The sequence below is a fragment of the Paenibacillus sp. Soil766 genome (assembly GCF_001428105.1).
Taxonomy (GTDB): Bacteria; Bacillota; Bacilli; order Paenibacillales; family NBRC-103111; genus Paenibacillus_E.
Map to the genome: position 1 here is coordinate 138556 of NZ_LMSJ01000005.1, position 15616 is coordinate 154171.

Annotated in this window: 7 protein-coding genes; all 7 read left to right on the forward strand. The window is 45.9% G+C overall.

What is annotated here, in order from left to right:
- Window positions 1-8: 8 nt before the first annotated feature.
- The 7 genes from ASG89_RS05220 to ASG89_RS05250 are packed head-to-tail and all read left to right on the forward strand — an operon-like array spanning window position 9 to window position 15609.
- Window positions 9-3086 (forward strand): glycosyl hydrolase 2 galactose-binding domain-containing protein, encoded by a 3078-nt coding sequence (locus tag ASG89_RS05220; protein ID WP_235549613.1) that lies wholly within the window; start codon window positions 9-11, stop codon window positions 3084-3086.
- Entirely contained in the window at window positions 3041-5134 is a 2094-nt protein-coding gene (locus ASG89_RS05225) for a hypothetical protein (RefSeq protein WP_057309371.1), read from the forward strand. Before ASG89_RS05220 ends, ASG89_RS05225 begins: the two co-directional genes overlap by 46 nt.
- A complete protein-coding gene (locus tag ASG89_RS05230) occupies window positions 5131-7170 on the forward strand; it encodes a beta-galactosidase (protein WP_057309373.1) in 2040 nt (679 codons plus the stop codon). The genes ASG89_RS05225 and ASG89_RS05230 overlap by 4 nt, the downstream gene beginning before the upstream one ends.
- A gap of 57 nt (window positions 7171-7227) precedes the next feature.
- Window positions 7228-10317, forward strand: coding sequence for a glycosyl hydrolase (locus ASG89_RS05235; protein WP_057309375.1), 3090 nt, complete (start codon window positions 7228-7230; stop codon window positions 10315-10317).
- A 32-nt stretch (window positions 10318-10349) separates the two neighbouring features.
- Window positions 10350-12470, forward strand: coding sequence for a YIP1 family protein (locus tag ASG89_RS05240; RefSeq protein ID WP_057309377.1), 2121 nt, complete (start codon window positions 10350-10352; stop codon window positions 12468-12470).
- Window positions 12467-14743: a DUF5696 domain-containing protein gene (locus tag ASG89_RS05245; protein WP_057309379.1), complete on the forward strand. Its 2277-nt coding sequence runs from the start codon at window positions 12467-12469 to the stop codon at window positions 14741-14743. The genes ASG89_RS05240 and ASG89_RS05245 overlap by 4 nt, the downstream gene beginning before the upstream one ends.
- Complete coding sequence (locus ASG89_RS05250) at window positions 14743-15609, forward strand: carbohydrate ABC transporter permease (RefSeq protein ID WP_057309495.1); 867 nt, start codon at window positions 14743-14745, stop codon at window positions 15607-15609. Before ASG89_RS05245 ends, ASG89_RS05250 begins: the two co-directional genes overlap by 1 nt.
- The last annotated feature ends 7 nt before the right edge of the window (window positions 15610-15616 follow it).

The window sequence follows — 15616 nt, forward strand, 5'->3', positions numbered from 1 at the left end:
AGATAAGTTTGGAGCCAATCAAACATCAGGATCCGTTTGCGGAGATTGCGTTCCGCGAACATCCCGGAAATAAAGACGGATTGCGGGAGATTCCTCCCGTGGCTTATGAGAGAAAATATTTCACGCCGGGTACGGAAAAAGCGAAGAACGTTACTGTTCTCTCCTATGAGGAACAAATCGCGAATTTCAATGAGGGTTTGAAGCTGCTTCGTGAGAAGATCAGCCCTTTTATGAGAAATTTGGCTCCATCCTCCACGATGAAACGCAAACGGCAAATATGTAAGGAATTTCAATTTCGGTATCAAGCAGCTGAGGATGCTAATTTCACGAATGTGCTGGAAGGATCTGGGGATTGGGAAAATGTGCTGGTTCCTGATTTCCGCGGGCCGACGGGTGAAAACGGTAAATGGACGGGGTTTTACCGCAGTGAGTTTTCCTATTCAGCCGTGCCTGTTGGGAAGAGAGTCTACCTTGTATTCAAAGGGGTTGACTATAAAGCGACCGTATATCTCAATCGTAAGTGTATAGGCAGCCATGAGGGACTCTTTGCACCTTTTGAATTCGACGTGACGGACTTGCTGCAGGACCTAAACACATTGGTCGTTGAAGTGGTAAACGACTTTCCAATGATGGGGGTAGGCGGCACGAAGCTGGACGGTGATAAAATGTACGCAGCAACTGGTCCCGGATGGGATGATTCATCCAGCGGATGGAGCCATTGTCCGTCAGGTGCCGGTATTTATAACTCGGTGTATTTGGAAGAGCGGTCAACGCTATTTATTCAGGACATTTTTGTTCGGCCGAACATCGATGACAGCTTCGTGGAAGTATGGATTGATGTCGTTAATACGACGAATAAGCTTAAGGAAAACTTCGAATTGAATCTTGAAATCTTACCGAAAAATTTTAAAGGTGAAGGATTAGGGCCGATCTCTTTTCAAGCTGCTTACGCCGGTCCGGGTCTTAATTATTATCGCTACAAGGTGGATTTTCCGTCATTCTGGATGTGGGAACCGGAAACACCATTTCTATATATGGCTCGTGTACAAGTAAAGAATAGTACAGAATGTTTGGATACCCAAGACCGCACCTTCGGGATGCGCAAATTTCATATGGACGAAACGGACACACCAAAAGGAACGTTGTATCTCAATAACCAGCCGATTATGTTAAGAGGCGCCAATGAAATGGGGCACTTGCAGCAATGTGTCATGAACAACGATTTCGAACAGCTCATTGATGATATTTTGATCGCAAAATATGCTAATTTGAATTTTTACCGTATTACACAGCGTCCTGTTCAGGAAGAAATATATGACTATTTCGATATGCTCGGTATGATGCATCAATGTGATCTTCCAACATTTGGATTCATTCGCCGCAATCAATTTGTAGAAGGAGTCCGACAAGCAGCGGAAATGGAGAGATTGATTCGCAGTCACCCATCGTCGGTCATGGTTTCATTGATTAATGAACCTTCGCGAACGGAGAAGAGGCGTAAAGGCCACCGTCATCTGCATCGGAACGAACTGGAAGCATTTTTCGTTGCCGCTAGACAGGCAATTTTCATTGAAAATCCGGATCGTGTAGTCAAAAACGCGGATGGGGATTACAATCCTCCCACCCATGAAGGACTGCCCGATTTTCATTGTTATAACATGTGGTATACGAACAATACGATTTCTGTAGGTAAAATGTATAAAGGTTTTCTTCCTTCGATTCGGACGGGATGGAAAGCCGGATGTGGAGAATATGGCACGGAAGGATTGGATCATGTCCAATTGATGATGAACCGTTACCCGAAAGAATGGCTTCCCACCTCAGAGAAGGAGCATTGGCTGCCAAACAAAATCACTGGAGCTCAAACCTATGGTCTGCATGGAGATTGGTATGCTGAACAGACTACGATTCATAAATGGGTCGAGGCGAGTCAGAGACACCAATGTCTGGCAACGAAGTTAATGACAGACGCATGGCGAAGAAGGGCCGATTTGGTGGTCTCAACCGCCATTCATCTGCTCATTGACGCATGGCCTGCAGGCTGGATGAAAGCCCTCGTTGGTGTTGATCGTATTCCGAAACCAGCGTACTTCACCTATAAAGAAAGTTTGGAACCGGTAAGGATCCATCTAAGGTGCGACCGTTGGAAGGTGTATGAAGGGGAAACGCTGGAAATCGAAGCCTGGTTATTGAATGATACAGCCAAAGATTATGACCGGTGCCGTTTCATTGCTACGCTTCGGGACGATAATCGGGATTACGGCAATTACGAAATGACAGGCTCTGTACCTATGGCGATTTCCAAATATGCAGGAACAATAAGTTTTTCAGTACCATCGGTACCAGATCGGCAGAACTTGTACGTGGACGTCGTATTGCTGGATGAAAACGGGGAATTGATCAATCAGGAAAGATTTTCCTTTGAGGCGTTTGCAAAAACGATAAATCCGAATTCGCAGCAGATCGCTTTTCTAGATGCCGAATCCGAACTGATTTGCTCCCTGCTAAACATAGAAGGCAAATCGTATGACGGAGATACACAGAAAGAAGGCTCGCTTATTGTTTCTTCCAAGGCAGCATTCCAACGTCATCAGACATCCATACTCGAGAAGGTCCGTCATGGAGCCACGGCCGTTTTGCTTCTGCGTGGTCCTGACAGTGACGCTTGGGAGATCGAAAATACGCTAGTTCGAACACATAAATTACGCGGATTGTACACGTTAGCCTCTCAAACCGAGAATCCGTATTTGCAGTGGATGAAAGTAGATGATCTCTCATATTTTTATAATTTGACGAACGACCGGATAGATGGACTAACCAATTGTTATTTGCAAGGAGAAGGATTTGATCCAATTGCTTTCGCCTATGAGTCTCATGGAGAACCAAACGGCAAAAAAAAGCTGCCAGTAATTGGAGTGAAACCGCTTGGTAAAGGGAAGTTCTACTTCGTTTGTTTGCCGCTAACGGGTAGAGTCGGTTTCAACCCAACACTGGATCGATTCTTGATTTCTATATTAAACGAGAGAGGAGGGGACGACACATGTATACCATTGTTAGCCGAGATAAGCAAAAACGGGCAGCTATAACGCGTACGCCTAAAGGCATTCAGCTTATTTTGCAAAACAAGGGTGAACAGTCCCCTCATTTCTCAGGATATTTGAATGAGATGCTGAGCTTTTCCACTGGAAGACCGTGGCGTTCAGATTTTGTAGGGTTAGAGGGTGTGCAAATCACTGCTGGACCCAACTTGATTCGGTTTCGCGGAACCTTGAAAGCGTTAACGTTCACGATGGAGTTAACCTTCGATGAGCATCATTTACTGAAAATAAATGCGACTTGGGAAAATCTGACGCATGTGATCCTGCGTGATGTTGCGATAGGACTTCAATTCACACTGCCAAAGATGAGCGATGAAATGATTACAATTCCTCATATCATTTACAACAACAATCCTTCCTCAGATCCGAGTCGTGTTGTTCCGCGACTTGGATTAGGTAAAGATAAAGGTTTAATATGCGAGGAACATCGATTACCGATCCCTTGTGTAAATGTGGCGTGGAACGAAGCTGCAGAAGCTCGCTTTTTCTCTTTGTTTTCGGTACCTGCGTACAAGGAAACAGCGGATGGCGTTGTGCACTACGGGTCACTTGGGGCGGTTCAAGAGGAACAGAGGACGATTCTGGCTGCCATGAGCGGTGTTCTGATGTTTAATGGTGAGAAAGACATGTATTATGTCGGTAAAAACAAAACGGCACCTTACCTCGACGGTTATTTGGACTTCATTTCCGGGTTTTCTTTAACGAAAGAATACGCGCTTGATTGGGGATCTGTCGCTCATCCTGGTCATGGTTTTCGCGAAATTGTTCGCAAAAGTTTGGAGCTGTATGCGCCGAAAGGGGCAAATCCGCATTCGCTCGAAGAGATGATCCAGTTGAAGAAGAATGCTATGGATGATAGATGGAGAACAAATGAACTTGGCGCCGCGGGATACGTGAAATTTACGGATTCGAATGAGTTCGGTAACGCCTCTAAACGTCCGCTTCACTATATGTACGGGTGGACTGGACAATGCTTGAAGCTGGCATGGTGCGACGCCAAGCTAGGTTTCATGCACAAAGAGGAAGAACGAATCTCACGTTGTGTGCAGGCCACCCATTTTTATTTGCGCGGAAGCCGGACTGAGATTCCCGGAATAAGACACAGTTCTTACCGAGTAGAGGATGGGCAATGGGATGACTTCAACTGGAATAAGCAGACTGTTGTCTCTAGCCGAGCTCTCGGGGAAAGTATATCCGATTTGGCGGAAATCATCCTTTTGTTTAGGGAAATGGGTAGAGAAGTGCCAGATTCTTGGGTGGAGGCTCTTGAAGAATCGAGTGACTTCTTCCTTAGCGCCGCCCTGCCGTCAGGTATTTATCCGGCAGCCTGGCTGCCCGATGGCCGTTCGGCGGAAGATAGGATTACAGCAGCCGGACTGCCTTGTCTGATCGCTGTTGTAACGGCTTACCGTGTCACAGGTAAAATCAAGTATTTGAAGGCAGCTGAGCAGATGATGCAGTGTTATTACGAGCAGCATGCCATGACATTTGAACGACCATTTGCTCGTTCTACGCTCGATGCGAACTGCGAGGATAAGGAAGCTGGCATGTACTTCTTTCTGGCTGCTTATGAATTGTTTGTGATTACCAATGATGAGCGTTATTGTGAATGGGCCGAAATATCGGCGGATTGGCTCCTTACTTTTGTATATATGTGGAACCCGGTGTTTGATCGGGGATCACAGTTCAGGAACATGGGATTTACTGCCACAGGCTGGCCGGGAGTCAGTGTGCAAAATCATCATCTTGACGTTTTCTTCCCGACCTTCGAATTCTGGCGTTTCGGTCAGTTAACTGGGAAGACGCAATATGAGCAATTAGGACGAATGGTGTTCAATGCAATGGGGCAGGGAATATGTACAAAGCCCGGAGAATGGAATTTTACCATTGTTGGCGAACAGGGGGAAGGGTTTTTCCAAACCTACTGGCATCACCGGGGTCACAGCAATAAATGGAACCCATCCTGGGTGACAGCGCTTGTCCTGCATAATGGTTTGCGGTTCCAAGATGCTATGAAACTGGAGGTGAACCTATGATCAGCCGCAAGTTCCGAAAAATAGTATTTGGCGGTGATTATAACCCCGAACAGTTTCCGAAGGAAATATGGGAGGAAGATATGCGGCTGTTTCAATTAGCCGGTATCGACATCGCAACACTCAATGTTTTCTCTTGGTCCTTGAACCAACCAGATGAGGAGATTTACCGATTCGATTGGCTGGATGAAGTGATGGATATGCTGCATGCCAATGGCGTTCAAGTATGCATGGGAACAAGTACGGCTGCTCATCCGGCTTGGATGGCGCGGAAATATCCGGATATTCTAACCGTGACCTCTGATGGGAAAAAAAGAACATACGGCAGAAGACATAATTCTTGCCCGAACAGCCCGACCTTCCGTCATTTTGCCGGAATCATGGCAAGGAAGTTGGCCGAAAGATACAAAAATCATCCGGCTTTGCTACTCTGGCACGTAAACAATGAAATAGGTAATCGCTGCTACTGCCATAATTGCGAGAAAGCGTTTCGAGATTGGTTGAAAATACGTTACGGCACTTTGGAGCATTTAAATCTAGCATGGTATACCCGCTTCTGGGGACATACATTTTACGATTGGGATGAAATTGTACTCCCTAGCGCGCTAAGCGAGGGTTTGTCAGGCGGAAATTCCGATCAAACGGCTTTTCAAGGCATTACGCTTGATTATTACCGATTTAACTCCGATAGCTGGCTAGATTGTTATCTGATCGAATACAATGCCATCAAAGCTGAGATACCCGATGCGATTGTGACGACTAATTTCCAAGGAAACGGGACTTACAAGCCGCTTGATTATTTCAAATGGGCGCCCCACTTAGACATTGCAGCGCTGGACATCTATACCGAGAATCATACACCGGAAAGCTATATGGCACTCCGATACGATCTCATGCGCGGATTGAAAGACGGAGCACCCTTTATGTTAATGGAGCAAAGTCCTAGTGTAATTAACTGGAAAACCGTGAATCCCGTCAAGCGCCCAGATGTCATGCGGCTCAGGAGCTATCAGGCAGTTGCCCGAGGTGCGGAATCCATTATGTTTTTTCAATTGCGGCGCTCCCTTGGCGCGTATGAGAAATTCCATGGAGCTGTCATTGATCACGCAGGTCACGAGAACACACGAGTTTTCAAGGAATGTGCGGAGCTCGGAAAGGAATTACAGCAATTAGGCGATCGTCTATTGGATTCGCGAGTGAAGAGCAGAGTCGGTCTCTTGTTTGACTGGGATAATTGGTGGTCTGTAGAACTTGGTGGTGGACCATCTGCTCATATCAAGTACTTAGATCAAATTCAAAAATATTATGATGCGTTTTACGAGAATCATATTCAAGTCGATTTCATCCATGTAGATACGGAATTAAGTCAATACGATTTGATACTGGCCCCATTGCTCTATATGGTAAAACCAGGGTACGCGCAAAAGCTGGAACATTTTGTAGCGAGTGGCGGGACGTTTGTGACCTCTTTTTACAGCGGGATCGTGAACGAAAACGATTTGGTTACACCCGGTGGTTATCCAGGTGAACTGCGTAAGCTTCTAGGCATCTGGGTAGAAGAAATCGATCCTCTTTTTCCGGACCAAAGAAATGGTATGGTCATGAAACAGAAGTTTGGACAGCTTCAAGCATCGTATGAATGCGGTTTAGTATGCGAAATTGTTCATCTGGAAGGAGCGGAATCGCTCGCAGAATTTGACCGTGATTTCTACCGTGGATCACCGTGCGTGACCTATCATCATTTCGGAAAGGGCGAGGCATGGTATGCTGCTACAGACCCGAGTCGAGAATTTATGCAGCAATGGATCAAGGCTTTGTGTGAACGGAAAGGGATTTCTAAGTTGTACGACGCACCGCCGGGAGTTGAGGTTACGCAGCGCGAGAAAGACGGAGATCGCTTTACTTTTGTAATGAACCACACCGAACAAATTCAAAAAATGAATGTAGGCAGCAGCGTTCAGAAGGAGCTGCTGAGCGATCTAATCATCAGCGGTGATATTGAGCTAGAGCCCAAGAGTATCCTGATCTTGCAGGCGTAAAATGCCTAGAAGATGACCATGGTACAGAGGTGGTTTCAGAGAAGGAGGCGGATGCCGATGGAAGTAAGCGAACAGTTACGCCATAAATTCGACCATCCATCGGTCGAATGCAGGTCGGTGCCATTCTGGGCTTGGAATGATGAATTGCAAGAAGGTGAGCTGGTTCGTCAAGTGAACCAGATGAAGGAGCAGGGAATGGGCGGATTTTTCATCCACTCTCGCGATGGATTGGAAACCGATTACATGGGTCGCGAGTGGATGGCATACATCCGGAAAACTGTGCAAACAGCCGGAGAACTCGGCATGCAGGTGTGGTTGTACGACGAGGACCGCTGGCCTTCCGGGTTTGCCGGCGGACTTGTGCAGGACAGAGGCGGGGACGCTTTCCGTGCCAAAGGTTTGACGATGGAGGTATGCCAGCAAATCGGCTCGCAGGATTTGACAGATAGCGTGGCGCTGTTTAAGGCTGTCATCGACGAAAGAAACTTGGTTCGCTGCGAAAGACTGCATGATGGCGTATATATCGCGTTGAATGCGGATGAAGTCTTACTGGTCTTTCGCGTAGAAATTTCTGAGCGCAGTGCTTGGTTCAACAACGAAGCGCCGCCTGATAACTTGAATCCGGAGACAGTTCAGGCCTTTATTGACATCACTTATGAAGCCTACAAGAAAGAGGTAGGGGACCATTTTGGCAAAACGATTCGCGGCGTATTTACGGATGAACCTAGCGTGCACGACAGCCACTGTAAGTTTACTCCTGGCCGCGGTTGGCTCCCGTGGAGCCTAACATTTCCTGACTTTTTCCGAGAAAGACGGGGTTATGATCTCTTGGATGTAATCCCCTACATGTACTTCAATGGCGAGTATTCCTCGCAAGCGCGTCATGATTACTGGTGGACGCTCACCGAACGATTCAGCGAATCGTACTCCAAGCAACTGGGTGAATGGTGCGAGAATAACGGCATCGACTTCACTGGTCATTTTCTTTGGGAAAATAATATGGGCACTGCCACCCGCGTCTGTGGAGCCATTATGCCTAACTACAGGTATCAGCAGGTTCCGGGAATCGATATGTTAAACGAGCAGACGAACGAATACATCACGGTTAAGCAATGCACAAGCGTAGCGAATCAATACGGTAGAAAGTTCGTTCTCTCCGAAACGTATGGATGCACCGGTTGGGCGTTCACCTTCGAGGGACAAAAATGGGTGGGAGATTTTCAATATGTGCTCGGTGTCAATATGAGGTCGCAGCATTTGACGCTTTATTCGATCAAAGGGTGCAGGAAGAGGGATTATCCTCCTGTATTCAACTACAATACGAGCTGGTGGAAGTACAATCATGTGGTGGAAAATTATTTTGCCAGATTAGCTTCAGTTTTGACGGAAGGCAGGCCAATTCGCGATGTGCTTGTCCTGCATCCTTCTTCCACCGCGTGGAGTATGGTTGGGACAGGTCCTTACGGTTTCCCTGCCCGCGGGAAAGATAGGGATGTCTCCGCAACGAATACATTTGGTCATGAATTTAACGCTTTTCTAGGCAAACTACTCAGTGCGCACTATGATTTCGATCTCGGCGATGAAACGATTTTGGCGGAAACAGGGGACATACACGGGGATAACCTAGCTGTGAATCTAGTGACATATCGTATCGTCGTCATTCCAGTTATACGGACGATGTTAAGCAGCACCTTTCGGCTTCTGTCAGCGTTCCTGGAGGCAGGGGGAAAAGTGATTGCTGTCGGACCACCTCCGACGATGATCGAGGGCAGACAATCAGACCTGCTCTCTGAGCTATACGAGCATGTGAATATGACCGTCGTAGGTGACGTTGAAGATACAGTTTCGGCCCTGGGGGGCATTCTGCCACGGCGAGTCAGTTTGACGAACAGGCAATCAAAAGAAGCGCCTGAAATGTTATATATGTTAAGGGACATAGGCGATTGCCGAGCCTTGTTTGTCGTGAATAACGACCGCGCGGGTACACATCCTATAACCATTCGCATGGAAGGCGAAGGATGTGTGGAAGAATGGGATGCGCTGACAGGTGATGTGAAGGAGATAGAGATCGACATCCGTGAAGGGTACGTTCATTTTGATACTGTGTTTGGTCCGGCAGATTCCAAGCTGTTTATCATGGATACGTCTAAATCTGCAGTTGTTCTACTAGCGGAAGAATCTCGCTGGAGGGCGGATGAGACTTCCTCGACGGTACGTGAACTTGGACCGATTTGCCATTTCACACGCACGATGCCTAACGTATTGACGCTGGACACCTGCTCATATCGATTACGGGGTGGCGATTGGTCAGAAGAAACTGGTGTATGGCAAGCTCAAAGGGCAATTCGTGAAGCATTGGATATGAGACAGATTTATTATAACGGCCTTGAGCAAAGGTATAAATGGATTGACGATCCTCATCCGCAGAACGGGACATCGGCAGCATTCCGATTCACCTTTCAAGTGTCGGATGTGCCGACTCAAGATGTGTATCTTGTTATAGAATCTGCGGCTTATTACGATATTGCGCTCAATGGTGAAACGGTTTCCAATTTTCCTGTAGGCTGGTTTCTCGACCGAACGTTTGATAAGGTGATTCTTCCTGAATTGAAGCAAGGTGAGAATGAGCTGCTAATATCCTGTAAGTACCATAACCGTATGGAAGTGGAGGATATGTACCTGATCGGTGATTTCGGTGTTGATGCCGACAGGAATGTTGTGACAGAGCCTGCTACATTGATATTCGGAGATTGGTGCAAGCAAGGATATGCTCATTATTGCGGCAGTATCATCTACCATTTCGATGTCACTAGGGATAACCATTCAATGGCACGGACAGTGTTGGAGCTTGGTGAGTACTCCGCGGTAACGATTGAAGTTCGGGCAAACGGGCAAACGGCGGGGCATGTGCCTTGGCAGGCTGCCAACCGTGTCGACCTGACAGCGTATCTTAACGAGGGAGATAACCAAATTGAAATTGAAGTAATGGGAAGCCCGCGCAACATGCTCGGCCCATTTCACCAAATGTCTGGTGAACCATCGACGACCAATTGGGCCTCTTTCCGCAAAGAAGGCGACGGTTATACACCAGAATATAAGTTGCGTTCATACGGTTTGTTTGGACAGATCAAGCTGTACCGTATCTAATGGAAGGAAGAGACAGAAATGGAGGTTTGAGCATGAAAATAAGATGCCACAGGTGGAGGCTATTCCTTTCCTTGATCATCTTGTGCACGGTGCTGTTGCCAACAACTACACATGCCGAAGTGAAATATAAGACTTATACGAAGGACAGTTACAATAATCAAATATGGCTTCAACCTGCCTACTTTCCGCTCGATGTAATCGGAGAGGATTTGTATACAACGGATCCTAAGCAGCCAACCGTTAAAATCCCTTCACCGCTTAGTAATCCGAAGGACATCTTTATCGATGCGAAGAACGAAGTCTACATTGTAGATACAGGGAACAACCGGATCGTTCATCTGACGGAAACAGGGAAACTGATTCGTTATTTAACGCTTAATGAAAGTCCTCTCATTAAGCCAGAAGGCATATTTGTCACCAAGGAAGGCGATATCTACATTGCAGACACGGGAAACAAAAGGGTCGTAAAGCTGGATAAAACCGGTAAGCTGCAAATGGAATTTAAACGACCGGAATCCAAATACATCCCGGCAACATTCGTCTACGATCCAGCCAAAGTGATGGTAGACGAACGGGGATTCATGTATATCGTGGTACATGGAGGTTACGAGGGGATCGTTCTGCTTGATCCAAAGGGCAAATTTCAGGGCTTTTTCGGAGCAAACAAAACGGCACTATCCCCGCTAGACGCTATCAAGCGCATGTTGTACACCAAAAAAATGTACGCCAATGAAGTCGCAAAGAGACCAGAGACGATTAACAGTGTCGCTACGGATAAAAATGGCTATATCTATACGGTCACTGGCGGTATGACCAAGAGCGACCAATTAAAGAAATTAAATATTAAAGGGAACAACTTACTTCGCAGCGGCAATAAAAATTTCGGCGAAGTCGTTCCCGGGGATGTGCCGATAGGGCCGGTAACTTCAGGTCCGCAGCTGATTGATGTGGCCGTTGATCAAAGCGGCAACATGATCGTAGTGGATCAGCAATTTAAATATATTAGTCATTATGATGCGTCAGGTCGTTTGTTGTACTTTTGGGGGGGCATTTCAGCAGTCGGCTCGTCCCAAGTCGGCCTCTTGAAAAGTCCTGTTGCGCTTGATGTGAACAGTAAGAATGAATTATACGTATTGGATGACCAGGAGAATATCGTTCAAGTGTTTCGCTTATCGGAATTTGGTCAAAAGGTAGATCAAGCGAACCAACAGACGCTTGCTGGGTTATATCAAGATAGTGAAAAATCCTGGCAGGAAGTCCTTCGAATGAATGCGCAATTTACACCCGCCATCATGGGATTAGCCCAAGCGGCATTTACAAAGGAACAGTATCCTGATGCGTTAAGACTATTTAAGGAGGCAGGGAATCAGGAAGGGTACTCGGACGCCTTTTGGCAAATTAGAATGAGTTGGCTGCAACAAAACTTCTCTTGGATTGCCAGCTTATTTTTTTTCAGCGGACTATTGTACGTGCTGCTTAGTAAATGGACCTTTACAAGAAGGCTTAGTGATAACTGGCGCAATAGGCAGCGGATACAAACTAGCTTTTTTATGAATTTTAAGCATGTCTTTTACATGATGAAACATCCGATTGATGGTTTTATCGCGATAAGGTATGAAGGTAAAGGCAGCTATTTGAGTGCGATTATCATCTTAGCTTGCGTATATGCGTCACTAGTGATCAAGCGGCTTGTCACCAGTTTTTCATTTAATGCTTCGACTCATGTTGATATTTACTCGATATTTACACAATTTTTCACAGTATGGATTGCGTGGGTCATTTCGAACTATCTCGTTAGCTCCATATACCGAGGAGAGGGAAGGTTTAGAGATATCTTTATCGCCAGCGCATATGCGCTCATACCGTACATCATAATTGGCATACCCCTTGCCTTTATTTCGAACGTCATGACGATGTCGGAATCCACCATTTATCATTATGTAGAACAAGGGATGATTGTATGGATCGGTTTATTGATCTTTTGGAAAATCCAATGGATTCATAATTACAGTGTAGGAGAAACACTATTAAACATCTTGTTTACGCTTTGCACCATGCTGGTCATTGGCGTTCTCCTCTTTCTTACAGCCGGACTGACCAATGATTTGGTATCGTTAATCTTAGAAATGTATCAGGAGGCGATCTTGAGATGATAGGGATAATCAAACGTGGTAAAACCGCAGCAGTCATAACCATCCTGCTCTTGGTCGCCATTTATTTGGCAGTGACGAATATCAAAGTAACCTTCAAAGCAACGGAAAATCGCGTTATTGTGCCGGCAGAGACGGGAAGTAGTGTTGCTGCGGTGAAGAGCGCCGCTTCTCAATTGCCAAAGGAGAGCGACTTTAAACAAGTTGCCGAAACCGATCTTCTGCGTTTAAAAATGGATGAAAAAACCGGTCATTTTGTTGTGGAAGATAAACGGAACGCAAATATTTATCGCTCTTTTCCAAACCCGGATTCTTGGGATAAGGAGAAGATTTCCGAGACCTGGAAAAAGCATCTGGCTTCACCGTTGATGGTCCAATACGTCGATTTCTCGAAAAATATCCTGCAAGCGAAGGAAACAAACTTGGCAGCGGATGGAGGACGAGTCAAAGAGATCAAATCGATTCCCGGTGGATTCTCCCTGGTGTATGAACTGCCTGCGACCGGATTTACGATCCCAATCCAAGTGAGAATCGAAAACGATTATGTAGAGACGAAGATTATACGCGAAGGCGTTAAGGAAACGAGCATGGGTCTCGTCTGGGCCAGATTGTTCCCCTTCTTCGGTGCCGAATATACGGCAGCGGGGCAGGACAGTTATCTATTCATACCAGACGGCGCTGGAGCATTGGTGCGGTTCAAAGATAATCAACTGAATGTCAATAAAATATATGATGAGTCTGTATACGGTCAAGATAACACATTCGCAGGACTTAGTAATAACCGGAACAAAATTGTGATGCCGGTATTCGGTATGAAGACGGGTTCCAAAGGTTTTGTTGCGATCGTTCACGACGGAGATGAATATGCCAATATCGTTGCAGCCCCTGCAGGGGTTCTCAGCAACTATAACTGGGTGACGACTCAAATGAATTTCCGATCGAGTTTCCTGCAGTTTACTACGAGAAATACGAATGTCCCCGATTCATGGGGGTATATCGATTACAACAGAGATGAAGTGTTCGGCAGTGACCGAATTGTGCGTTATTACCTGCTAGACAGTCAAAAGTCAGATTATGTGGGTATGGCTCAAACGTACCGGCAATATCTGATAAAAGAAAAGGGAGCGAAGCCCGTTACTGTCACTAATCCTAATATACCGATGCATGTAGACTTTATCGGGGGGGATCAAGAGGACGGCTTAGTCACCTCGCGATATCTCAATTTGACCACGACGGACGATGCCACACAAATGGTCAATACCTTGCATGAAAAAGGCATAGCCAATATGTCCCTAACATTTAAGGGTTGGCAAAAGGGTGGCTACAGCGCCTTTGGAAACACGTTTCCCGTAGATTCCCGTATCGGCGGCGATAAAGGGATGAAAGCATTTATCGACAATGCCCACAGTTACGGAATACCGGTTTATCTGGAGGCCGAATATGCGTTGAACAACACGGGGGCATCGGGTTTCGATGAGAAATATCATGCCATCGTCAATCTGGCAGGGCGCAATCAATCGGTAAGTGCGCTATATAACAGAGAACAAACTCCTGCGGTAAGTTATAAATTTGCAGAAGAAATGGTCAAGAAAGACTTGGCACACTATAAAACCATGGGTGCGGATGGAATCGCTGTCAACATACTCGGACAAAGACTGTTCAGTGATTATAACTCGGGATTCGGTTCGACTAGAGATGATGCTCGGGATGTTCAGGAACGAATTTTAAAAACGATCAAAGATTCGTTAGGCGGCGTAGAAGGGAAATCTGCCAATTTGTATGTCCTGCCCCAAATGAATTATATTCAATCGCTGGTGTATGATCATTCTTATGATTTATTTACCGATGAGGCGGTTCCCTTCGTTCAGATTGCTACTCATGGGCTAGTCGCCTATTCTTCAGAATATGTGAATAACCGACAAGAGGATGTGCACGACTTTTTACGTGATATCGAATACGGTGCAGAGCCATCTTTTGTATTCACACAAGCAGAATCGAAAAAATATGTGAATTCGTTCGGTGTTCGGTACTACAACACCTATTTTCCTTACTGGGAAACTTTCGCTGTGAATCAGTATAAGCGATACAATGAAGCTCTTGGAAGCGTACAAGATCAATTTATTGCTAATCACAAGACGATAGCCCCCAACGTGAAGGAAACAACTTATGAGAATGGTACTCGGATTATCGTCAATTATAATTTGGAGCCGTACCGCAGCGGCGATCTAGATGTACCAGCACAAAACTTCGTTGTGATTCGAGGAGGGGATAAATGATGAAACGAAAGTTCAGATTAAATTCATCCCTTGTCGAATATTTGGAAGGCGCGATCTTTATTGCTCCTTGGTTTATCGGCTTTCTCATTTTCATGGCGTTCCCAATCGGCTTTTCTTTATATATGAGCTTTCAAAAAGTGACGATAACGGCAACGAAAACGACAACTGAGTATATTGCTTGGACGAATTACCGGTATATTCTATTCGAGAACGGACAATTGTTGTACAACGATCTATTACCGTTTCTCCGGCAAGCCTTGTTTATGATTCCAATTATTGTCCTATTCGCTTTGATGATTGCCATCTTGCTAAATCAAAAGTTTGCAGGTCGAACATTTTTCCGCGCGATATTCTTTCTTCCCGTCATCTTGGCAACAGGTCAAGTTGTTGCAGAATTCCTGACGCAAGGCGAGGGTGACTTGGGCTTTATGTCCAAGTACAACGTTTCCGGCCTCATTACTGCAAATTTATCGGCGACATGGTCCGGGCCGCTCATTAAGATTCTCGACTCTTTTGTGTTGATTCTCTGGTATTCAGGGGTACAGATCCTGATCTTCCTCGGAGGCAGGCAGACGATTTCGAACTCGGCTTATGAAGCGGCCCGAATAGACGGTGCCGGTCCGTGGGAGACGTTTTGGAAAATTACGCTTCCAGCGATGACGCCATTTATTTTTCTTAATCTGATCTATACGGTCGTCGATTTGTTTACGTTCCCGACAAATCCGATTTTAGGAAAAGTAAGAGAAAGTGAATATGGGTCATACAGCGCATTGATCTGGATATATTTCTTAATCATCAGCTTTTTCCTGGCAATTATTTTCATCATTTTCAACAGAGTAACAAAGTCGCAAAGAGAGACGGTTTAACATGTAA